General features: G+C 35.7%; 24 protein-coding genes. 20 read left to right on the top strand and 4 right to left on the bottom strand.

Going from position 1 to position 23,708, the window contains the following annotated elements; all coding sequences use genetic code 11:
• Window positions 1-91 precede the first annotated feature (91 nt).
• On the bottom strand, window positions 92-1,219 hold the full coding sequence (locus KRR19_RS03835) for a hypothetical protein (RefSeq protein ID WP_002479971.1): 1,128 nt from the start codon (window positions 1,217-1,219) through the stop codon (window positions 92-94).
• Window positions 1,220-1,239: 20 nt separating this feature from the next.
• On the bottom strand, window positions 1,240-2,451 hold the full coding sequence (locus KRR19_RS03830; protein WP_070684186.1) for a hypothetical protein: 1,212 nt from the start codon (window positions 2,449-2,451) through the stop codon (window positions 1,240-1,242).
• A 197-nt stretch (window positions 2,452-2,648) separates the two neighbouring features.
• Between KRR19_RS03830 and KRR19_RS03825 the strand changes: the two genes are divergently transcribed.
• The 11 genes from KRR19_RS03825 to KRR19_RS03775 all read left to right on the top strand — a co-directional run bounded on the left by KRR19_RS03825 (window position 2,649) and on the right by KRR19_RS03775 (window position 12,330).
• Window positions 2,649-3,533 (top strand): hypothetical protein, encoded by an 885-nt coding sequence (locus tag KRR19_RS03825; RefSeq protein ID WP_002479969.1) that lies wholly within the window; start codon window positions 2,649-2,651, stop codon window positions 3,531-3,533.
• Window positions 3,534-3,543: 10 nt separating this feature from the next.
• Entirely contained in the window at window positions 3,544-4,239 is a 696-nt protein-coding gene (locus KRR19_RS03820; RefSeq protein WP_002479968.1) for a hypothetical protein, read from the top strand.
• A 180-nt stretch (window positions 4,240-4,419) separates the two neighbouring features.
• Window positions 4,420-4,980, top strand: a complete 561-nt coding sequence (locus KRR19_RS03815) for a tyrosine-type recombinase/integrase (protein WP_002479967.1) — start codon at window positions 4,420-4,422, stop codon at window positions 4,978-4,980.
• A gap of 55 nt (window positions 4,981-5,035) precedes the next feature.
• Window positions 5,036-7,519, top strand: a complete 2,484-nt coding sequence (locus KRR19_RS03810; RefSeq protein WP_216733450.1) for a DUF4040 family protein — start codon at window positions 5,036-5,038, stop codon at window positions 7,517-7,519.
• Window positions 7,506-7,931, top strand: coding sequence for a monovalent cation/H+ antiporter subunit B (locus tag KRR19_RS03805; protein WP_002479965.1), 426 nt, complete (start codon window positions 7,506-7,508; stop codon window positions 7,929-7,931). The genes KRR19_RS03810 and KRR19_RS03805 overlap by 14 nt, the downstream gene beginning before the upstream one ends.
• Window positions 7,928-8,275, top strand: coding sequence for a Na(+)/H(+) antiporter subunit C (locus tag KRR19_RS03800; RefSeq protein ID WP_023015572.1), 348 nt, complete (start codon window positions 7,928-7,930; stop codon window positions 8,273-8,275). The genes KRR19_RS03805 and KRR19_RS03800 overlap by 4 nt, the downstream gene beginning before the upstream one ends.
• Entirely contained in the window at window positions 8,256-9,758 is a 1,503-nt protein-coding gene (locus KRR19_RS03795; RefSeq protein WP_483316482.1) for a Na+/H+ antiporter subunit D, read from the top strand. Before KRR19_RS03800 ends, KRR19_RS03795 begins: the two co-directional genes overlap by 20 nt.
• Entirely contained in the window at window positions 9,758-10,246 is a 489-nt protein-coding gene (locus KRR19_RS03790; protein ID WP_216733449.1) for a Na+/H+ antiporter subunit E, read from the top strand. Before KRR19_RS03795 ends, KRR19_RS03790 begins: the two co-directional genes overlap by 1 nt.
• Window positions 10,243-10,539: a Na(+)/H(+) antiporter subunit F1 gene (locus KRR19_RS03785; RefSeq protein ID WP_023015570.1), complete on the top strand. Its 297-nt coding sequence runs from the start codon at window positions 10,243-10,245 to the stop codon at window positions 10,537-10,539. Before KRR19_RS03790 ends, KRR19_RS03785 begins: the two co-directional genes overlap by 4 nt.
• Window positions 10,517-10,987 (top strand): Na+/H+ antiporter subunit G, encoded by a 471-nt coding sequence (locus tag KRR19_RS03780; protein ID WP_002479960.1) that lies wholly within the window; start codon window positions 10,517-10,519, stop codon window positions 10,985-10,987. Before KRR19_RS03785 ends, KRR19_RS03780 begins: the two co-directional genes overlap by 23 nt.
• A gap of 350 nt (window positions 10,988-11,337) precedes the next feature.
• Window positions 11,338-12,330: a D-lactate dehydrogenase gene (locus tag KRR19_RS03775; RefSeq protein ID WP_002479959.1), complete on the top strand. Its 993-nt coding sequence runs from the start codon at window positions 11,338-11,340 to the stop codon at window positions 12,328-12,330.
• Window positions 12,331-12,461: 131 nt separating this feature from the next.
• Here the strand turns inward: KRR19_RS03775 and KRR19_RS03770 are convergent, their stop codons facing one another.
• Complete coding sequence (locus KRR19_RS03770) at window positions 12,462-13,835, bottom strand: amino acid permease (protein WP_002479958.1); 1,374 nt, start codon at window positions 13,833-13,835, stop codon at window positions 12,462-12,464.
• A gap of 309 nt (window positions 13,836-14,144) precedes the next feature.
• Here KRR19_RS03770 and KRR19_RS03765 point away from each other — a divergent pair, with 309 nt between their 5' ends.
• The 4 genes from KRR19_RS03765 to KRR19_RS03750 all read left to right on the top strand — a co-directional run bounded on the left by KRR19_RS03765 (window position 14,145) and on the right by KRR19_RS03750 (window position 17,892).
• Window positions 14,145-14,813, top strand: coding sequence for an NDxxF motif lipoprotein (locus KRR19_RS03765; RefSeq protein ID WP_002479957.1), 669 nt, complete (start codon window positions 14,145-14,147; stop codon window positions 14,811-14,813).
• Window positions 14,814-14,938: 125 nt separating this feature from the next.
• Entirely contained in the window at window positions 14,939-15,838 is a 900-nt protein-coding gene (locus KRR19_RS03760; protein WP_002479956.1) for an ABC transporter ATP-binding protein, read from the top strand.
• A gap of 1 nt (window position 15,839) precedes the next feature.
• Window positions 15,840-17,432 (top strand): ABC transporter permease, encoded by a 1,593-nt coding sequence (locus tag KRR19_RS03755; RefSeq protein WP_002479955.1) that lies wholly within the window; start codon window positions 15,840-15,842, stop codon window positions 17,430-17,432.
• Between the two features lie 109 nt (window positions 17,433-17,541).
• A complete protein-coding gene (locus KRR19_RS03750; protein WP_002479954.1) occupies window positions 17,542-17,892 on the top strand; it encodes a zinc ribbon domain-containing protein YjdM in 351 nt (116 codons plus the stop codon).
• Between the two features lie 71 nt (window positions 17,893-17,963).
• Here KRR19_RS03750 and KRR19_RS03745 read toward each other — a convergent pair whose 3' ends face one another.
• Window positions 17,964-18,200: a hypothetical protein gene (locus tag KRR19_RS03745; protein ID WP_002479953.1), complete on the bottom strand. Its 237-nt coding sequence runs from the start codon at window positions 18,198-18,200 to the stop codon at window positions 17,964-17,966.
• A gap of 185 nt (window positions 18,201-18,385) precedes the next feature.
• On the opposite strand from KRR19_RS03745, the gene dhaK reads away from it, so the two are divergent.
• The 5 genes from dhaK (at window position 18,386) to KRR19_RS03720 (ending at window position 23,450) form a co-directional block, all read left to right on the top strand.
• Window positions 18,386-19,351: a dihydroxyacetone kinase subunit DhaK gene (dhaK, locus tag KRR19_RS03740; RefSeq protein ID WP_002479952.1), complete on the top strand. Its 966-nt coding sequence runs from the start codon at window positions 18,386-18,388 to the stop codon at window positions 19,349-19,351.
• Between the two features lie 21 nt (window positions 19,352-19,372).
• Window positions 19,373-19,951: a dihydroxyacetone kinase subunit DhaL gene (dhaL, locus tag KRR19_RS03735; RefSeq protein WP_002479951.1), complete on the top strand. Its 579-nt coding sequence runs from the start codon at window positions 19,373-19,375 to the stop codon at window positions 19,949-19,951.
• A 4-nt stretch (window positions 19,952-19,955) separates the two neighbouring features.
• A complete protein-coding gene (dhaM, locus tag KRR19_RS03730; protein WP_002479950.1) occupies window positions 19,956-20,318 on the top strand; it encodes a dihydroxyacetone kinase phosphoryl donor subunit DhaM in 363 nt (120 codons plus the stop codon).
• A gap of 173 nt (window positions 20,319-20,491) precedes the next feature.
• Window positions 20,492-20,890, top strand: a complete 399-nt coding sequence (tagD, locus tag KRR19_RS03725) for a glycerol-3-phosphate cytidylyltransferase (protein ID WP_002479949.1) — start codon at window positions 20,492-20,494, stop codon at window positions 20,888-20,890.
• Window positions 20,891-20,948: 58 nt separating this feature from the next.
• Window positions 20,949-23,450 carry a glycosyltransferase gene (locus KRR19_RS03720; RefSeq protein ID WP_070468969.1) on the top strand — a complete coding sequence of 834 codons (2,502 nt, stop codon included), beginning with the start codon at window positions 20,949-20,951 and terminating at the stop codon, window positions 23,448-23,450.
• Window positions 23,451-23,708: the final 258 nt, after the last annotated feature.

Genomic DNA, 23,708 nt, shown 5'->3' with positions numbered 1-23,708 from the left:
TGAACTCAGACAACCGTGAGGCTACCGCGCTATAAAAAGAGTAGTAAATAAAAAAAGAAACCAAGATGTCATTGCATCTTGATTTCAATAGTTAGTTATTATCAGAACGTTCTTTGATTAAGGCTTTTCTCATTTGTTGTCTAGAACCATACGTACTTTCTCGTACCAGTTCTTCGTTACGCATACCTGCACCAATGGCACCCGCAATTGTTGAAAGAGAAGCTGCGAACCATGCGATAGACACATAAAGAGTAAATGTGGCAGGATGTCCGAGTTCTAAAGTCTTTCCTAAGAAAGGCGCTGGTAATAATACAGAAGCCGCAATCAAATATATTGTAAAGAGTGTTACATAATAAATAATGACTGACGTTGTCAGTGTGGTCAGAGTTGTTAAATTATACAACCGCGTAATACGTTTATTAATACTGAAGCGTTCACTTTCCCATAAGTTATGCGCTAAGATAATCCATAAAATCATACCGAAAATCGCAAAGAGGGACATGACTGTTAATCTCCATGTGGTAAAGGTATTACTTAAAGACCACATGGTGGAGAAGATTAAACCGGATGCGCCGGTTGTAAATGCGATTGCGATTACACTATTCATACTTTGCATTAATCTTAATGGGTTATTCGCAAAGGTCATTCCACTGAGTAAACGGAAGTAACCAGATGTTTTAGATGCGACAATATAACGAATATGCATCGTATGTGTATCATCAGTGTAAGTACGGATTTTTCTTAGTTTAGAGAAAGGGAATATTTCTCGATAGGTTGCTTGATGATTTTCATCTTCATTGTTTTGATTTGGGTTGTCACTGAAAAATAGATTGATTTCATGAATAATCGTCAGCACTGTTCTTTCTAGACGTTTGGTAACAGGACGCCAACCATAAGCGGGAATTGAAATAATACTAGCCCCGTTTTCTTCGTTGATATCAACAGCGATGACTGACTCATTATCATGAAGTAATGGTAAGTCAGTTAAACTGATAATATAGTTCCAGTTATAACGATCTAAGTAGTCTTCAGTTTTTTGATAGGCTTGGTCTGCATCTTCTGCAGATCCTGTTAACGCATCAACAATGACTTCAATTTTCCATTCGTATTGAGATGAAATGTAGTCATTTAATAAACCGGGTAATGTGTCTACTAATTTATGCGAAAGTTTATTCGCAATACCAGGTGAAGCGATAATGCCTACGACAAGTTGTTCCATAAATTTACAGCCTCCTTTCTTTAATTGTTTTGATCGTTATCATCATTATCTTTTTGGTGTGATTCTGATGAATAGTAATTGGAAGCTTCCCATTCTTTTGCTTCTTCATAGCGTGCACGTTGACGATAAGAGTAAGTCATAGCACGAATTTTCTTTTCGTTTTCGACAGATGCGCCTAAAGCACCTGCTAAGAAACCAAGTGATGTCACAAACCATACAAGGTACAAGAACTGTCCGAGTGTACGCTGGCCTTCATTAATCGTCTGCATGTTATATAAATCATTCGGCACGAATAAAGCGACACTGATTATAAGCAGTAAGAATAAGATGAGATAGCTGAATACAATAATAATCAATAGAGTTAAGACAGTTGTTACATTGTAAACTGTTCGATAAGTTTTAGTTGTTAACGAAGTTTCATGTTCCCATAACGAGTGTGCATACATAATCCAAAGGGTCATTCCGCCAATGGCTAGTGTCGTCATAAAGATAAATCTTAAGTTAGTATATTCAATACTTAATTGCCATGGGGTAGAGAAAATGGTTAAGTATGTAGCTGTCGCAAAGGAAATAGAAATAATCTTTTTGAAGTTTGGAATTTCTTTAAGCGGTTGATTGGCTCTGGTCATTCCAGCTAATAATAAAATCCAACTTATAATAAGTGGGTTTAAAATAAACTTGGTTGTTGTTTTGGAGTGTGAAGTATCATCTCCGGCTTCTTGATCATCTTTCGTTTCCATATCATTCTCTTGTTTATCATCGAATATATTTCTAATGGGCTTTACACGTGTAAATAATGAAAGATTTAATTTTTTCGTTTGATAATCCTCATTCGATTGATGTAAATATATAATTTCCGCAAAATAAAGCAGACATTGTTTCAATTTACGTTTCACACCAAATAAACCTAAAGCCGGAATTGAGATTAATCCAGTAGCCATAGGTTCATCTAAATTACCTACTATTACTTTACGTTGTTCGACAATGGGTAAGTCTGTCACAACAATCGCATAGTCCCATTTATGATGGGTTTTAAGAGATTGAGCTGCGTCTAAACTTTTGTTGACGTCTTCAGCAGAACCAATTAATGGGTCAGAAACACATTCGAAAGTCCATTTGATATCTTCTTTCAATTTACTATTTAGTGAAGTAGGCATTTGTTCAGCTAGTGTCTCTGATAAATCCATAGGAAACCCTGGAGCAGCAATGATTCCTACTTTAATCTCACTCATAAATTGCCTCCTTTCTCTCTACAAAGTTATGAACAAAATTAATTTTGAATTCATTTATAATTACATAATTAATAAGTTCCCGCAATGACAAGAAACAAAACTTATTAAAAAGACGAATTTGATAAGGATTACATAGTGGAAAAGTAGCTTCTAATGTATAATATATATAAAGAATAAAGTATCGGGAGGTATACATCATGAAACGACATCATTTATTGCTTGGACTGCTTTGTTCAACTCTACTTTTAGCAAGTTGTGGCCATAAAGACAACAATGAAAAACAAGCAGACCAAAAACAAGAAGAAACAACCGACACTCAATCACAAGACCAATCACCTAAAGAGAAAAAACAAACACATACGACGTACCACACTAAACAAGATATAAAAATAGAAGTGCATGAAGCGGAGAAAAAAGACAAAGCACATGCTGACACTGATACAAATAAGAATGCACAAACTAAACAAACACAACAAGAAACTGATAAAACAACACAAGCCACTGAAAAAGATGCTCAATCCTCAGATTCATCAAAGAAAAATGAAGAACCAAATTTAGAAAGAGATGGCGGTAAAGTCAAAGGGCCTGAGGCTCTTGCACCTGGTCCTGAAGCAGATATGGATAGAAAACATATCGCGATGATGTTGTTAGACCCTAAATTAAACAAAACTTACGTTAATGCTAAAGATTTAAAACAAAAAACTTATAAAACAGATGACGGTCAACAAGTGCGCATTCCAAACTATGTACTTTTCCAATCTCTAGAAGTACCGCAAGTTGAAAATGGTCCTGAAGGCATGCAGTATTATTTTGTAACACATACAAAAGATCCTGACAAGAAAACAGTAATCGGTGTATCTGATAATGAAATCGTTATTGGTAAATCAACAATCAGTTCTGAAGATGCAGTATCTCAAAAAGTAAAATTAGATTATAATCAATTCATTCAAGAAGAAGAGACACAAGTCTTTAAAGTGAAAGAACTTGAACAGTTGAAACTCGATTCAAATGAAATCAATGCGCTAACACGACATATCTATCAAGCAACACCGCACACATTACAGTTTGTCCCTGAGAATTGAGGCGTAAAAGATGAAACAACTTAGAATGATACTCACAATGATCTTGAGTCTACTTTTATTAGCCGCATGTGGAACACAATCACAAGAAGATAAACAAACTTCTAAGTCATCAGAACAGAAAACAGAGACAAAAGAAACAAACGCTAAACAAGACAAAGTAACATCAGAAACAAAAAATAATAATCAAACCAATACTTCAAAAGAAAGTACAGAGAATCAAAAAGAAGAACCGCAAACACAAAAAGGACCTTTAACAGAACAAGAGATTAAACACAATGTAGCATTGATGATATTGAACCCGAATTTTGATCAAAAATATATCACAGGGCAAGAAGTGTTAGAAGGTAAATATTCGGCTATAGTTCAAGATCAAATACACCACTTCAAAGTAAATGAAGTGCGCTTATTACAAGGGAGATTTGAACCTACTGTGATTCAAGCACCTGAAGGCATGAAGTTTTATACATTTGATCCGCAATCGGGTCCATATGCAGTTTATATTGGTGTGTCTCGCGATAAAGTTGCGGTTTGGCGTTCACAAGCAGCCTATGAAAATTATCCTGAAAAATTAGCTGATGGCAGTATTACTGAATATAATATTTCTGATTTAAAGAAAATGAACATATCATCAGCACAAATACAAGCAGTCGCAAATAAAATCGTAATTGGGAATAATGAAAATCAAAAACCTATTCGATTAGACTAATAGTAAGAAGTGAGCTTTGGCTCGCTTCTTTTTTATGCTTTTTAACAAATAAACGATTTTAAATTTTTTGAAAAAATGAGACTTCGTTACTTTAATGTTACTTAAATATGAATTATAATGATTAAGTATCATTAATTTAATGTGGCAATATTTTGTTAATTAGAAAGGAGTGGGCTTTTCATGGAATGTGTGTTGCCGATTAAAGATAAATCGGACATTGAAGCGATGTATGAAACGTTACGTGAACATAACCAGCGTGATTATTTGTTGTTTCGTTTAGCGATACATACAGGTTTAAGAATTAGTACGTTAATTCATTTAAAAGGACTAGATGTTTTAACACAAGATGAGCATTGTCAGGCTGTGATTAATGTTTGGCGACAACCTGGGATATCTGAAATTAATGTGCCGTTGCCTCAATCGTTATGTGAGGAATTGGATGAATTTATGAAAGATAAAGGAATTGGTCATGACGATTATCTATTTCGTTCTATGAAAACAAAGCGTCCGCTCTCTCGCCAACAAGCGTATCGTATTATTCATGATGCTGCTGTTCAAAATGGACTCTCTCAAGTCGGTCTTCAATCTTTACGTAAAACTTTTGCTTATCATGCGTACCAATCGGGTACACCGCTTACAGTGATACAAAAATACCTCGGTCATCAGACTTTATCTGAGACCCTCAAATTTATAGATGTTCCGCAACAAAACCGCACGATTACGATTCAATTAGATCTTTAATTTTTATTTTTTAGATATGACTTTAACTCAACTATAGAAAGGAGTCTCACTTCTTATGAGCCTTATTTGGCTGTTTGTCTTTATTATTGTTGTGATGTTGTTCGTACTCATGACAAACCTGCCGAATCGTTCTGCACGACCAGCGTCAGCATCAGAACAAGCACAACAAGAAATTACGCATAACACGGGTCGGTACAGAACAACTTTAAGCAGACAAGCTGGATGGATAGCGTTAAGTGCGCCCGTTATCAGCGCAATTTATTTTATAACCATGATTCCACGCATCGCCGCCAATCAACTGGTTATGGTTTCATTGCCGTGGATGCCGTCAATCGATGTAAATTTTGCGTTCAGATTAGATGGCTTGTCTTTAATCTTTGCCTTGTTAATCACTTTAATTGGTACAGGTGTTGTATTATATGCGAATGCATACCTATCAAAAGCACATGATGATTTGCCAAGGTTCTACGTGTATTTATTAATGTTCATGTTTGCGATGTTAGGCGTTGTGCTAGCAAATAATACCATACTGCTGTACGTATTTTGGGAGTTAACGAGTATTGCGTCTTTCTTATTAATTGCTTATTGGTATAACCGACCAACAAGTCAGGCAGGCGCAATGAAATCATTCTTAATCACTGTCTTTGGCGGCATGTTTATGATGGTTGGGTTTGTTATTTTATTTAACATTACCGGTACAAATACTATTTCTGAATTAGTGCAAATTCCCGTTCGCCAAACGATGTATGAATCTCCTTGGTTCCCACTTGCGGTTGTCTTTATTTTATTAGGTGCCTTTACGAAATCGGCACAATTTCCATTTCATATCTGGTTGCCAGATGCGATGGAAGCACCGACACCTGTCAGTGCTTACCTGCACTCTGCGACAATGGTTAAAGCCGGATTATACTTACTATTTCGTTTTACACCGATATTAGGTTATGAGCCATGGGTAGCTTATATTGTTATCACAATCGGTATTATCACTTTAATGGTCGGTTCCTTTGTGGCAGTTGGACAACGTGATTTAAAAGGATTGCTTGCTTATTCCACAATCAGTCAACTCGGCATGATTATGTCGATGGTCGGCTTTGGATTTTTAGCATATAGTCACCAAGCACAAGGGTTCCAAGCCTTTTATGTTACGAGTTTATTTGCGGGACTGTTTCATTTAATCAACCATGCGCTCTTTAAGAGTGTGCTCTTTATGGGTGTTGGTATTGTAGATCATGAAACAGGCACACGTGATTTATCGCGTTTAGGCGGTTTACGTAAACTCTTGCCAGTCACAACTGTGATGATGACCATCAGCGCAATGGCGATGGCAGGTCTCCCGTTATTTAATGGTTTCTTATCAAAGGAAATGTTCTTTGCGACATTGGTCAGCGCGAAAAAACTTACGATGTATGACCAAGTCTTTGTTTCTGTGATGTTGATTGTTGGTGTGGTTGCCAGTCTCTTTACGTTCATTTACAGCTTACGTTTAGTCAAAGATACTTTCTTTGGCCCGTTACACAAAGAGGGCTTACCGCAAGTACCTGAACATGAGCCAGTAGGACTGTATATTGCGCCGGCAGTGATTACACTCGGTATGCCATTATTCTTTATTATCCCGAACGTCTTAGGGCGATATTTAATCGGTCCTGCCTTACGTGATATCGGACATTCAGATAAAGTGGCACCATTTATTCCGCACATTGCCGCATGGCACGGTTTAAGCCCTGAGTTATGGATTACCTTAACGATTTATGTCGTGGGTATTTTACTCTTATGGCGTTCACGTTGGATGAATGTTTACAACAAGTTACCAGAGTTTCTATCCATCAACAGTATCTATCGCGGTATGTTAAGCGGAAGTGAGCGTTTTAGTAGAAGCGGGATGCAGTTGATGATGAATAACCGATTAAATCAATACTTACATGTGATTTATTTCTTATTCTTCGGTATGTTGGCTTATGGTTTTATTCGCGTCGGTTGGATACCTGTTGAAGGTTTCAAAGTGAAGCCGATTACGTGGTTTGAAATTTTAGTCACTGCCAATATTGCTTTCTTATCTGTTGCATTAGTGTTCTTACGTGAACGTATGGCGATGATTATTATTAACGGTGTTATCGGTTATACGATTGCGATTGTCTTTGTCTTAATGAGAGCGCCAGACTTGGCGATGACACAGTTAGTGATTGAAACGATTACGACTATCTTATTCTTATTAGTCTTTTACCATTTACCAAACGTACGACGAGATAAAGTACATGTCGGGAAAGAAGCGGTCAAGCTATCTATTGCTTTATTAATGTCGCTCTTTGTCGTGACGTTTGTGATTATTGCACAACAAGAACAAGCGTTTAATAAGATTTCAAGTTTCTATGAACATAGTGATAAATTGGCAGGTTCTAAAAATATTGTCAACGCAATTCTCGGAGACTTCAGAGCACTAGATACCATGTTAGAAGGCATTGTCATTATGATAGTGGGTCTCGGTATCTATTCCTTAATTAAATTCAAAATCAGAAAGGGTGATTCAGATGCACGAAAATGACATTGTATTAGAAACGATTTCTAAAGTAGCAGTTTTCATTATTTTGACCTTCGGTTCTTATATTTTCTTAGCAGGTCATGATAATCCAGGTGGCGGCTTTATCGGCGGTTTAGTTTTCAGTTCAGCGTTTATCCTGATGTTTCTAGCCTTTGATGTTGAAAAGGTCATTCGTTCACTGCCGCTGGATTTCAGAGCAGTTACGATTACAGGTTCTTTATTATCCATTGCTACCGCAATCGTGCCAATGTTTTTTGGACACCCTTTATTGTCACATGAGGATGTTTACGTCACATTGCCTTACTTAGAGAAAGTGCATCTTTCAAGTGTGACATTGTTTGAATTCGGTATTTTATTAACAGTCGTCGGTTCAGTGACGACAATTATGCTTGCGATAAGTGGTGATAAAAGTTGAACGTCATACTTATTATAATTATTGGTATTTTAACTTTTGCAGGCACGTATATGATTTTATCGAAAAACTTAATTCGTATCGTTTTAGGTACTGCCATTTATACACATGTCGCAAACCTAGTCATTTTAGCGATGAGCGGCTTTGATGGTACAAAAGTACCGATTATTAACGATGAAGGCAGTAATTATGTAGATCCCTTACCACAAGCGTTGATTTTAACCGCAATTGTCATCGGATTTGCGGTTTCCGCATTCTTACTTGTCTTAGTCTATCGTACTTATAAAGTGACACGGGTAAACCGAATTGAAGCGTTACGCGGTGAGGATGATGATGTCGATGAATAATATGATGTTAATCCCACTGTTGTTGCCTTTAGTCACAGGATTAATTTTGTTCTTCTTTAAAGAACGTTTAATGGTTACGAGACGTATTGCGATTACGATCCAAATCATCAACACAGCAGTCTCAGCTTATTTATTAGCGTATGTCTATCAACATCAACCGTTAGTAATCAATTTTGGTGATTGGCAGCCGCCATTCGGCATTCAATTTGTCGGCGATACTTTAAGTATTTTCTTTGTCACAATTGCCAACTTAGTGGTTACTTGTGTTATTTATTTTGGTTTTGGTAAGCGTGAACATCTTGCGAACCGCTATTTCTTACCATCATTTATTCTATTTATGCTGACAGGTGTCAACGGCAGTTTCTTAACTGCTGATATTTTCAACTTGTACGTGATGTTTGAAATTATGTTGATTGCGTCGTTCGTCTTATTAACACTTGGTCAAACACTAGAACAATTACGTGCGAGTGTCATTTATGTCGTAATGAACGTTGTCAGTTCTTGGTTCTTCCTTATCGGTGTCGCTTATTTATATGGCACACTCGGCACATTGAACTTCGGTCATTTAGCGATGCGGATAAGTGAAAGTGACCAACCGCCGATGATGACAATGATTGCGATTATTATGATCTTCGTGTTCGGCGGTAAAGCAGCTTTAGTCATGTTTATGTGGCTGCCTAAAGCCTATGCCGCATTAAATACTGAATTAGCTGCGTTATTTGCGGGATTGATGACAAAGGTCGGTGTGTATGCGTTAATCCGTGTCATGGTGTTGTTATTTGATCAACAGCCTGATATTACACATCAACTCATGTATTATATGGCAATCATTACGATGATTATTGGTGCTATCGGTGTACTGGGTTATGAAGATGTGAAAAAAATAGCTGCTTATCAAGTTATCTTGTCTATCGGCTTCTCAGTCATGGGTATCAGTACCTTGAATCAAGCAGGTGTGACAGGTGCGATTTTCTATGCCGGTCATGACATGATCATTAAGACCTTATTATTCTTAGTCATGGGCGTCTTTGTTGTCTTAACAGGTTACCGAAGTTATAAACAAATGGGCGGTTTGATTCATACGCATCCGTCATTAGGTATTATTTTATTTATTGTCACATTATCTATTGGCGGCGTACCGCCATTCAGTGGATTTCCTGGGAAATTACTGATTATACAAGGTGCACTCGCTGAAGGGTATGTGGTCGGTGTCGCACTGATGATTATCACCAGCTTGATTGCGATGTATAGTTTATTGAAAGTCTTTTTCTATATGTATTTCGGTAGAGAAGAGATGCCTGTAGTCCAACGACAACCAATCTTGCCGCATAAGTTGATCGCGATGATTTTATTAACAGTTGCGACTATCCTGATGGGGCTTTGTGCCGAATGGATTTTAGATGTCGCACATCATGCGGCGGAATTTAATATAAACCCTAGTGACTATATCAAATCAGTTATCCCAAATGTGGAGGTGGAATAATGTTAGCCCAACTAACCCTGAATATTTTAATTGCTGTACTATGGACGCTCTTTCAAGACGAAGATAAATTCTACTTGTCTACATTTATTGCGGGATATCTGATTGGTATTGCGATTGTATATTTAATCCATCGATTCTTCTTTAAACGTGTCTTCTACTTAAAGAAAGTCTGGATTATTTCTAAATTCATTTTGATTTATAATATGCAGCTGTTGATATCGAGTTTATCAACCATCAACTATATCTTATTTAAATCACATGACATGAACCCAGGTTTATTAATTTATGAAACGTCATTGAAAAGAGACTGGGCGATTACTTTATTGACCTTGTTAATCATGTTGACACCAGGCTCACTTGTACTCAGGGTATCACCTGATGGCAGTCGTTTCTTTATTCATGCGATCGATGTTTCTGAAAAAGATAAAGCCGTTTTAACCAAGCAGATTAAGAAATATGAACGTTTGATATGGGAGGTGCTCAAATGATTGAAATGGTCATAGATTGGATGATACGGAGTGCTTTAGTCATTTACGGTATTGCGGTGATTATCGCTTTGATACGTGTGATTAAAGGACCGACAACACCTAACAGGGTGGTCGCATTTGATAGTATTGGTGCGATGATTATCTCTATTGTAGGCTTACTCAGTATCGTCTTAAACACCTTAACTTTCTTAGATGCGAGCTTAATTATCGCTATCCTCGCATTCTTGAGTACCATTGGTATCTCACGCTTCGTAGAAGGAGGACGAATCTTTGATAATAAACGAAATCGTTAGTTTATTCGCAGCTGTCCTTATCTTGTTGGGATCTATTGTCGCTCTCATTAGTGCCATCGGTATTTTAAAGTTTGATGATATCTTCTTGCGTGCACACGCCGCAACGAAAAGTTCAACCTTATCTGTGTTGTTTTCATTAATTGGTGTATTTATTTATTTCTGGTTTACACGTGATTACTTCAGTGTCAGAACGCTATTAACGATCTTATTCTTATACATGACGTCACCAGTCGCTGGGCAAATGATTGTACGTACGGCTTATAACGTTGGTTCGTATATGTATATGAAAGACAACACCCAAAAAGGGGCTTCTTTGAATATTGCTTATAATAAAAGAGAAGCTAAGAAAAACAGAAAGTTACGGGCTGAACGCAGACGAAAAGCAACTGAAGCGTTCACAAAAGGTGAGCATCAGCCGACAATTCGTTATAAAAAGAAAGATGACTAATCTAATACGCACGCTATAGTGAATTTCTAAACTATGGCGTGCGTATTTTTAGTTCAGCCAACCTCAATAATGCTTTGTCATATGTTATAAAACCGAAAGTATCTAGATGTTTATAATCCAATAATTGTTCCAGAATCATGGTATATAGACATCACTTTGTACAATGTTATTTAAAATTTTAAAAGTATTGAACAATCATATATGCAAACGTACGCAAATGGAGTATAATCAGTTTGACAGATTATTCAGATTAATTTATAACCTATTGACTTTGTGAATGTATTCACATAATATATTAGATAGGATATGAATTACTCTACTATACAACTTTTAGAATTGAGGGAGTAATTATGACAAAAATTAAATTTTTTGGTACACGTGATTATGAAAAAGATGTAGCTTTGAACTGGGCTAAAGAGAATGATGTTGAAGTTTCATTCTCAAATGACTTCTTAAGCTATGATACTTTGGATCAGCTTGAAGGGTTTGACGGCGTTACAACAATGCAATTCGGCAAACTTGAAAAAGAAGCTTACCCTAAATTAGAAGCAATGGGCATCAAACAAGTCGCACAACGTACTGCAGGTTTTGACATGTATGATTTAGAATTAGCGAAAAAACACGGTATTATTATCTCAAACGTGCCTAGCTATTCTCCTGAAACAATTGCGGAATACTCAGTAGCTGCTGCATTAAATCTTGTACGTAGATTCCCACGTATTGAAAAACGTGTTCAAGACTATGACTTTACTTGGGATGCGACAATTATGGCAAGACCAGTAAAAGACATGACAGTCGCAATTATCGGTACAGGACGTATCGGCGCATTAACTGGTAACCTTTTCGCAGGCTTCGGTGCTAAAATTGTAGGTTATGATTTATATCCAAATGATTCATTAGATTTCTTAGAATATAAAGATACGATTGAAGAAGCAGTTAAAGATGCGGACATCGTTTCTTTACACATGCCAGGTTCTGCAGACAACCACCACATTTTCAATAAAGAAATGTTTGCGAAATTCAAAGATGGCGCAATCTTAGTTAACGCAGCACGTGGTGCAGTTGTAGATACAGAAGCATTAATCGATGCGGTCAATGAAGGTAAATTAACAGGCGCAGCTGTCGACACTTACGAGTTCGAAATGCCTTACTTCACATTTGACTTTACTGGTAAAGAACTTGAAGATGAAACATTCAAAAAATTAATCGAAAATGACAGAATTCAATTAACACCACATATCGCATTCTTCTCTGATGAAGCGGTACGTAACTTAGTTGAAGGCGGATTAAACGCTGCACTTAATGTCATCAAAACAGGCGATACACCAACACGCTTGAACTAATTATTGTGAGTCGAAGTTATTTTATATAAAGGAAGTCGGATCAGCTCAACTGATCCGGCTTTTTAATTTGTTTCATTTACACAAAAAACAGGTGAAGACTTCAAATCTCCACCTGTTTGATGTGTTGTGTATTAATGTTTAATGCGATTTAAGCCACGGTTTTTAAAGCCGCCGACTTTATATGCGATAAATAATAAGATTAACCAGAATGGTGAGAAGTATAAGGCTACTCTTGTATCTTCAGCTAAGAATAAAATCGCGATGACAATAACGAAGAAGACAAGGGTACTATATGAACCAACTACACCAAAGAAGTTTTTAAATTTTGAAGCAGCATGTAATTCAGGATGTGCTTTACGATATTTGATATAACAAACTAAAATAATTGTCCAAATAAAGATAAAGAAAATTGTTGCGACTGTAGTTACGACTGTGAATACAGTATCTGGAATAACATAGTTCAATAATGCTGCTAAGAATAAGACAACCCCTGAGAAAATCAATGCATTATATGGGACCCCGTGACGATTGGCTTTACCTAAAGCTTTAGGTGCGCTGTCTGAAACAGCTAAACCATAAACCATACGACTGTTACTGAATAATCCACTGTTTGCGGCACTAGATGCTGAAGTTAATACCACAAAGTTAACGATACCCGCAGCAGCTGGAATACCGGCTAATACGAATAAGTTAACGAATGGACTTTCTTTAGGATCTAATTTATCCCATGGTGTGATACTCATAATAACCATTAAGCTTAAAACATAAAAGATGATGATACGAATACCGACGCTGTTGATGGCTTTCGGTAAGTTCTTTTCTGGATCTTTTGTTTCACGTGCAGTAACACCGACTAATTCAATCCCTACGAAACTAAATACTGCCATTTGGAAAGCGAGTAAAAAGCCCATAACCCCATTAGGGAAGAATCCGCCGTGAGAGTAAAGGTTGCTGAAACCACTTTGAATGTGGTTAGGTGATGAGAATCCAGTAAAGATTAAATAAAGACCAATGACAATTAAGAATAAAATCGCAATAACTTTAATGATCGCAAACCAGAATTCGATTTCCCCATAAGCTTTAACTGTCATTAAGTTTAGTGCGAGTAGTAAGATAACTGTGATAATCGCTGTTAAGTAAGGTGGGAAAGACGGCCACCAGAAATTAATATATTTAGTTACAGCTGTGATGTCCGCAATACCTGTAGCTACCCAACAAAACCAGTACGTCCAACCTGTAAAGAAACCAGCCATATGGCCTAAATAATCTTCCGCAATATCAATAAATGAATTGTATTGACTGTTTGATAAAAGAAGTTCACCTAATGCACGCATCATAATGAACAAGAAGAACCCGATAATGATGTAGGCCAAAAGAATGGATGGCCCAGCTAACGCAATACTTTTCCCTGCCCCCAAGAAAAGCCCCGTACCGATAGCGCCCCCGATGGCGATCAGCTGAATGTGACGATTGGTCATACTGCGTTTTAAATCATTGTTTTCCATGATGTTACACCTCTTTGTAGTTTTTATATAGAGAATGGATGGCGTGCAGAGTGAAACTGCGAACTGCATATCATCTATTTTCTTTTTATGTTGTACGGAATAGAATATGTGTATGGAAGTATTATACACTAACTTTAATGAGTTGCGTGACTAATTTTTAATTTTTCTAAATCAAATTTCAATGAAAGCGTTTTATATATGATTTTAGAAGATAACATCATACATTATGAGATTTAGGGTAAAAAATGACTGAGCGAGTGAATTATTAAAAAGATAAAATAAGGCGCAGAATCAAAGGAGAAGGTAACAGTGAAAAAATTAATAACGGGATTGCTTTTTGCGTCTATGACATTGATATTATCAGGATGTGCTTCTTCAGAAGTGAAAGAAGTCAAACAAGAGGCCAAACAAGAACCGACGCAAAAAGCACCGCCACAACAAGAACACAAGAAAGATACTGGATCTGCGAAATCAGAAGGACAACAAGTGGATTTAAATCCGTCTATCTTTGACAAGAAGAAAAAGAATCAAAAATTGACTAAAGCAGAATTAAAACAAGATATCCAAACGTATTTGAATGCTGACCATGATATCACACGTATTTATGAACACTATCAACAAAAGCTGCATTCAAAAGAAGGGCTTTCTAAACGCGATGCAAAACATATTGAAAAAGCCAGTGAGCTAGCAAGTACGAATGATAATAACTTTGCGCAATATATTAATGAAAATCGTTTACCGAAAGGTTATGACGGACATGCGCATAAAATTAATCGCTACATTACAAACTCTAACCAATACCTCAGAGATATCGATGAAAAAATAGATACCGCAATTGCTTCTTCAAAAAATGGACGTGTTTCTGTAAAAGAAGTCGGTGCGATTGAAAAAGGAAACGATAAACCTAACAAACGTGAACAAAAGAAAATTGAAAAAATATTGGAAGAAGAAAATATAGATACACGAGCATTCAAATAATCATGAGGGCATTCTTTTTGGAATGTCCTTATTTATTTGTGAGCCTTTTCTTGAGTGAAACAAGTGTATAATGGAATCAAGTTCTTAAAGTATAGATGAATAATAGAAATAAGAAGGTGATCTATATGACATCAGTTCTAGAAATTAATAATCTCACAAAATGCTTTGGTAAATTCGAAGCACTCTCTAAATTAAATATGAGTGTTGAAGAAGGAGAAATCTTCGGCTTTATTGGTCCGAACGGTTCAGGTAAATCAACGACAATTAAGATAATGTTAGGCCAATTAAAACCAAGTTCCGGCAGTGTTACGTTATTTGGTAAGGATGCGTTTAAAGAAGCAGTAGCCATACATGAACGCATTGCGTATGTCCCGGGTGATGTGAATTTGTGGCCGAATTTAACTGGAGAAGAAGTTATTGAGTTCTTATTAAGTTTACAAAAGTCAGTGAACCATGAACGTAAACAAATGTTAATTCGAGATTTTGAGTTGGATATTCACAAGAAATGCAGTACGTATTCTAAAGGGAATCGACAAAAAGTTGCTTTGATTGCCGCACTAAGTATGGAAGTAGATTTGTATATTTTTGATGAACCAACGTCTGGTTTAGACCCATTAATGGAGCGCGTCTTCCAACATCATGTAAAAGCGTGCCGTGAGCGTGGAAAAACAGTATTATTATCAAGCCATATTCTTTCTGAAGTAGAACAACTATGTGACCGTGTAGGAATTATACGTAAAGGTGAATTAATAGAAACAGGCACATTGGATGAGATGCGTCATTTAACACGTATGCGCTTTACCGTCATGACACAAGAGATACTAACACATTTAGAAGCGCAACCAGGTGTACATGATGTAACCAAACAAGATGAAACGTATCAATTTCAAGTGGATACTGATCAAACCAGTACAGTGATTCAATATTTAAGTCGCTTCAACATTAAAAAGTTAGAAAGCCAACCGATGACTTTAGAAGATTTATTCATACGACACTATGGCGAGCAGCTAAAAGAAGGTGAGTAAGATGACACAAAAGCGACTGACACTTTCTAAGATAATGTTGTTTTATTTGAAGCGGAATAAATGGTCTATCATCTTTTGGTTAGTAGGATTAATCGCATTAACCTTAATGATTCCACAATCATTTGCGAATTTGTATCCTGATAAACAAGCATTAGTACCACTGTTTGAAATGTTTAAAAATCCTGCGATGCAAGCGATGCTTGGTAAATTCTCTTTAGACCAAATGACTATAGCGACGATGTTCAGCTATGAGATGTTGATGTTTACTGTGATTCTCGTCAGTATTATGAATATCTTATTTGTTTCGAAAGATTCAAGAGGGGATGAAGAAGCGGGACGTTTAGCGATGTTATCTGCTTTACCGATAGGACGTACTACATTGATTTTGAGTACGATAATTCAACAGGGAATCATTAATGTCATTTTAGGTATATCAATCAGTATAGGCTTGATGTTTACAGGTATTGATCATTTTAGTGTTGAAGGTGCATGGTTATACGGCATGCTTATTGCGGTATCAGGTTTTATGATAAGTATGTTGACATTACTTGTCGCGCAATTAACCACGACACAAAGTCAGACAACAGGCATCAGTATTAGTTTGTTATTGATAATGTATTTAATCCGTGCCATAGGCGATGTGTCAGTTTCTTGGCTCTCTTACATTGTTCCCCTTGGTTGGATCACACGCGCCGATATTTATAGTCATAACCATTGGTGGCCGGTTGCTGCGTTATTTGGAATGTCTCTCATATTATTAATTATTGCGGTGATATTGAATAGACACCGTGATATGGAGTCTGGGTTATTGCCAACGTTTAAAGGGCATTCGCGTGCATCATCTTTATTAAAATCACCTTTAGGACTACAACTTCATTTACAGCGTACGGGAATAATCGTTTGGGCTATAGGTATGTTGATGTTAGGTTTGTCGTATGGTTCGGTATTTGGAGAATTAGAAAATTTCTTTAAAGAAAATCCGCTGTTACAAAGAATGTTGACTGGCAAAGGAAATAACTATGCTGAACAATTTGTGCCGATATTGATGGCAATTATGGGCATGATTTCAACCATACCTGTTTTAATGGCAATCTTTAAAATCCAAAAGGAAATCAGATTAAGCCATACAGAAAGTATACTGGCTTTGCCCATACATCGCATACGTTATTTAATGAGCTTTATTTGGATTGGATTGATCAACAGTGTCTTGATGATCAGTTTAGCTGCGTTAGGAATGTATATGGGTGCTGTCTCAAGTATGGATAAACCTATTGCTTTTAATAAAATCTTCACTGCAGGGTTAGTTTTTATTCCAGCAATATTAGTCTTTGCGGGATTGGCTGTTTGTATTATCGGTTGGTTTAAGAAAGGGAGTTTAATTGTCTATCTCTATTTAGCTTACTCTTTCTTAGTCGTATATCTAGGACAATTATTAAATATAAAGCAATGGTTGAAAAAAGTGACGCCGTTTGGGCATGTACCACGTCTGCCGATTGCAGATATGGATTGGTCTGCGACTATAATTATGCTTGTGATAGCAACGATGCTATTTATTTTGGGCATTGTTGGTTTTAAATATAAAGATATTTCTTAGACATGAATATAGAAAACAATTCGAAAAAATTAAATTCTAATCGCTGATATATCTTTTTCTATGGAAATATGGTAGATTTAGAGGGTGTTTACAGAGCATGGAGGAGAACATGGAACAAACATTACCTAATTGCCCGAGCTGTGGTTCGGAATATACGTATTTAGATGGTGCGTTATTTGTCTGTCCGATGTGCGGACATGAATGGACGCAAGATTCAGTAGAAGAAGCTGAGGAAGCGTTAAAAGTACGAGATGCCAATGGTCAAGAATTACAAGATGGTGACACTGTGACAGTGATTAAGGACTTGAAAATCAAAGGTGCTTCATCTGTGATTAAGCAAGGTACGAAAGTTAAAGGTATCCGTCTAGTAGATCCTGAAGACGGTCATGACATCGATTGTAAAATTCCAGGTGTCGGTCAAATCGGTTTAAAATCGATTTATGTTAAGAAAATCAAATAGTCTTGTATCGATGTAAACAGATATCAGCGTTGGAAAGCCCTCCTATTCAAACCGAGTAGGAGGGCTTTTTGTTAATGTTTGTATTTAAGTTTTCGTTTTAAAACGGTACTGATGATATCGCTGATTAAACAAGTAGCAAATAACAGTGATACAAAAATAATGTTAGTAGTGCTTTCGATTTTGAACCCTGCTGAAAAACCATTTGTTTGCATATTAAAATAGAAGTTAATGGACAATAAAACTAATAAAGCAATAAAGCTGACAATCGTGATAATATCGGCAACACGCTTAGCAAAAGAAAGATTCATAGTAGACACACCTTCTTTGTATGTGATTTATATTGCTTTTCTTAATTGTAATATAACATATTTTTTAATTGAATGATTGTAGAATCTAACCTCTTATCACATGAATAATCATTAGTCAGACTATATAATAGAGGTGTATCTAAAATATGAATTGATGATTGAACACAAAAAGGGGTTGTGCACATATGAAAAAATTAATTCAAGATAAAACTACAATACTTTCAGATATGTTAGAGGGTTTAGCACTTTCAAATCCCGAGCAAACTGTCATTTCTGAGACGGTTGTTGTTAGAAAAGAGAAAAAGCAACAAGGTGTTGCGTTAGTTTCTGGCGGAGGAAGCGGACATGAACCTGCACATGCAGGCTATGTTGCACAGGGAATGTTAGATGCGGCAGTATGCGGTGAAATCTTTACATCACCGACACCGGATAAAATTTTAGAAGCGATTAAAGCTGTTGATAATGGTGACGGTGTCTTATTGATTATCAAAAATTATGCCGGAGATGTTATGAACTTTGAAATGGCGCAAGAAATGGCTGAAATGGAAGGTATCAAAGTCGGTAAAGTGATTGTCAGAGATGATATTGCGGTAGAAGATAAAGAGATGCGCCGTGGTGTAGCAGGCACAGTTTTTGTGCATAAGTTTGCAGGTTACCTTGCTGAACAAGGTGAATCGCTAGAAACGATTGTAGAACAAACCGAAGCATTATTAGCTGATATGCGTACAATAGGCATGGCACTCACACCGCCATTTGTACCATCCACTGGTAAGTATGGCTTTGATTTAGAATCTGGAGATATGGAAATCGGTATCGGTATTCATGGGGAACGTGGATTGAAGAGAGAAGCGGTTAAACCTATCCAAGATATTGCGACTGAATTAGTTCAAGCTTTGAACGAAGAAGTCCAAGAGAAAGAAGTCATAGTGATGGTAAACGGCATGGGCGGCACACCGCTTTCAGAATTAAATATCGCAGTGAAGTATATCCAAGCAGCACTTGAAGCAGAAAATGTTTCAGTCAAAGACTGGTTTGTCGGTGATTATATGACATCGTTAGATATGCAAGGTTTCTCATTAACATTATTAGAAAGTACTGAGGACCGTTTGAAAGCATTAAACGCACCGACAACAAGCCGTTATTTCGGATAACGCACAAGGAGGAAATGAACTATGAATGCAGAAACATTAAAACAACGTTTAATTCATTTACAAGAAATTTTTCAAGAACGTGAAGATACATTAACAGAACTTGATCGTGCCATTGGTGATGGTGACCATGGTGTCAACATGGTCAGAGGCTTTAATGCCTTACCACAAGCATTAGAAAATGCGGACACAGTCCAAGATGTTTTGAAAACAACGGGAATGACTTTAATGTCTAAAGTTGGTGGTGCTTCAGGTCCATTATACGGTTTCAGTTTTGTCAAAATGGCACAAGTTGCGGAAGATGAGATTACAGAAGGCAACTTACCTCAGTTGTTAGAGGCATTTTCACAAGCGGTACATCAACGCGGTAAAGTTGAACTAGATGAAAAAACAATGTACGACGTGATTGAAAGAGCGAGAGAAGCGGTAGAAAATGGAGAGACTGTTGATATCGCATACCTTCAAACACTCGCAGATAATACAGAAGATTTAGTTGCGACAAAGGGACGTGCAGCTTACTTCAAAGAAGAGTCTAGAGGTCACACAGATCCAGGTGCACAAAGTAGTGTTTATATCTTAAACGCATTGATAGGAGATGAGTAAATCAATGACAGCGATTATTGTAGTCAGTCATAGTGAAGAAATCGCAAACGGCATCAAAAAACTTATTAGCCAAATGGCTGAAGGCGTGCAAGTGATTCCAGTCGGCGGCAGTGACGGTACTATTGGAACATCCTTTGAACCTATCCAACAAGCAATTGAAGGTTTAAAAGACGATGCGATTTGTTTCTATGATTTAGGTTCAGCAGAAATGAACTTAGATATGGCTATTGAAATGTACGATGGACAATATAGAGTAGAGAAAGTAGAAGCACCTATTGTAGAAGGCAGCTTTCTAGCAAGTGTCAACATCTCTACTGGTATGAGTTATGAACAAGTTGTAGAATCAGTTGAAAGTGAATATAGATAAAAATAACGGCGCATTTGTGTAAGCAAGTGCGTCGTTATTTTATTTAGTATAGAGCAGAAATGCGTTAAATGATATAATTTTATAAAGGAATTGTGCGAAGTAGAAAAGCATCAAAATATAGATGCTTTATTTTTAAATACTACATCAATAGAAAATACGAAAGAGTGAAGACTATGAAAAGAGTGATTACATACGGTACATATGATTTACTGCATTACGGCCATATTGAATTGTTGAGAAGAGCAAGAGAAATGGGAGATTATTTAATAGTTGCCCTTTCAACTGACGAGTTTAATAAATTAAAAAATAAGAAGTCTTATTATAATTATGAACAAAGAAAGATGATGCTGGAGTCAATTCGTTATGTTGATCTAGTAATTCCCGAAAGTAATTGGGATCAAAAAACGAAAGATGTTGACCGTTATGAAGTAGATACTTTTATTATGGGGCATGATTGGGAAGGTGAATTTGATTTTCTCAAGGACAAATGTGAAGTGATTTACCTAAAACGTACGGAAGGCATATCTACTACTCAGATAAAAAAAGAGTTATACGGAAAAGATGCGAAGTAAAAAAGAAAAACACCAGAATTAACTAAAATTTTTATTACAGGCAACAGGAGTGTTCAAATTGAAAAATTTAAAGCAATTAGCAAGAAATCAATTTAAAAGAAAATATAAATTTCTAAGTGATCCGATTAAATCTAAATTTAGAAGTCGCGGTGTGAATATAGCTACGAAATATGCATGGTTTTATAAACATTTAAAGGTAAATAATACATCCATTTTATATGAATCTCGAGATGGTCAAAGCATGACTGATAGTCCTTATGCAGTTTTTGAATATCTATTCACTTCGGCATCACATAAGAATTTCACACATATTTGGGTGGCAGATTCTAAAGAAAAAATTCGAGAATTTAAGAAAAAATATATTAATAAAAAACAGGTTCGTTTTGTAGTGAAAGGTTCTGAACAATATTTAAAAGCTTTAGCAGAATCAAAATATTTAATCAATAACTCTACATTTCCGAATTATTTTTCAAAAAAACCTGATCAAGTGTATGTAAATACATGGCATGGCACACCTATAAAAGCTATGGGGTTAGACATGGAAGATAACTTATTAGCATCACAAAATGTTATTAAAAACTTTTTGAGTTCAGATATATTAGTGAGCCCTAATGCTTATACAACAGAAATTTTTCAAAGAGCATATAAACTAAAAGGGTTATATGAAGGTGAAATTGCTGAAATAGGTTACCCTAGAATCGATTTGACCATTCATGCTAATAAGGATGAAATTTTGAAAGAATTAAAACGTACAGGTTTAAAAATAAATAATAACAAACTTTTGGTTTTTGCCCCAACATGGAGAGGAGAAGATAATAAAAATCCAGAGGATAGTTTAGATGATTTATATAAAATTATAGAACAATTAAACAATAACACTGACTATGCTACGCTTATCAAAGTACATCCCTTTGTTTATAAAAAGGCCGAAAATATGCATATGCTACGTAAATACCTAATTCCTGATACTTTTGACACAAATAAACTATTGGGAGTTACTGATTTATTGATAACAGATTATTCTAGTATCTTTTTTGATTATCTCATAACAGGAAATCCGATTATTTTCTATACCCCTGACTTTGATTCATATAAAAATAGTAGAGGCTTATATATTGATACAAAGTTACTACCCGGACCTACACTTTTCAATGTAGATCAGTTGATTGAAGCAGTACAAAACAGTCAAAAACTTATGAGACAGTATAAAGAAAATTATAAACACTTTCAATCTTTGTATGTATGCAATGATGATGGTAATGTAACACAAAAATTAGTACAAAGAATGTTTAATCACAACAATTTTAAAAGCAAACACAAGAAGACAAAAATACTAATGTATCCTGGCGGGATGATTAATAATGGGATAACATCTTCTGCAATTAACTTATTGGATAATATTGATTATGACCAATATGATGTAACAATTTTTTTGGGTTATACTCGTAATCTAGAAGTTTTAAATAATATTAAAACGGTGAACCCTAATGTCAGAATCATGTTTAGATATGGACCTTTATTAGCAACAACTATTGAGAAATATCAAGATACCTTTATAAAAAATAGGGGTATACAATCCAAAATTGAAAAAGAACTTTATCCAACTGAACTTTATGAAAGAGAGTTTAGAAAGATATTTGGTATTTCTGAATTTGATGTTGTTATTGATTTCAGTGGATATTCAATGTTTTGGTCTAAGATTTTATTGGGAACAAATTCTAAAAAGAAACTGATATATCTGCATAGTGATATGGCTAGTGACATGAATAGAACGATAAATGGAGTAAAGCCACATCATCAAAATCTCAAAGGTGTTATGAGCATGTATGATAGATATGACTATTTGGTAAGCGTATCTAACGAGACAGAGAAGGTAAACAAAAGCAAAATAAGTAATGCAAATACAATTGAAAAATTTACATCAGCTATGAATACTATTAATATTGATAAAATAAATGAATTTTCAAAAGACGATTCTGAAGTATTTATTCGTCATGAAGAAACTGTTTTAGCATATGTTGAAAATAATATGATTAAAAACGTTCCTTTTAATCAGAATGATTTTAAAGTGATGGCAATGGGAAGACTCTCACCAGAAAAAGGTTTTGATATATTAATAAAATCTTTTAAAACGATAGTCGAATTGAATGTACATGCTAAACTTTATATTTTAGGTGAAGGCCCAATAAGATATTCTTTGGAAAATTTAATTCATCAATTAAACCTTCAAAACAATGTGTTTTTAATCGGCCAAAAAAGAAATCCATTTAGTATCATGAAACAATGTAATTTATTTGCATTAACCTCGCATTATGAAGGCCAATCTATGGTGTTGCTAGAAGCTTTAACACTTGGGATGAACGTTATAGCATCCAATATTCCAGCTAATCGATATGTTTTGCAAGAAGGTAAATACGGTATGCTAACAGAAAACACTCCAGAACAAGTTGCTGCTAGTATTGTAAGATTTATGGATAATAAAATTCCGGAATTCGAAAAGTTTGATAGTGAAGCTTATAATAAAATAGCAATCAGTCAGTTTTATAAATTGATTAAATAAAACTATTTTGAAAAGGCACTAGATTTGTACATTATCTACAAATTTTAGTGCCTTGTTTTTATCATGTTAAATGTAAAATTCCCTTACAAGTGTTATACTTTTGTAAAGATTCATTAAACTCTATTAAATATATTAAGTTTATACTAATGAGTAAATGTATTTATGAACGTATTTTCGGAATAAATGCATGATTGTTTGCAAAATACATAGTAGAGTATGTGTTTCATCATAAATAAAGAAAAACGAATGAAAGAGTGG

Origin of the sequence: Staphylococcus sp. CWZ226, from assembly GCF_018986355.1 — a bacterium.
Lineage (GTDB): Bacteria > Bacillota > Bacilli > Staphylococcales > Staphylococcaceae > Staphylococcus > Staphylococcus simulans.
The sequence above is the reverse complement of the archived record's forward strand: the minus strand, read 5'-3'. Positions and strand labels throughout refer to the sequence as shown.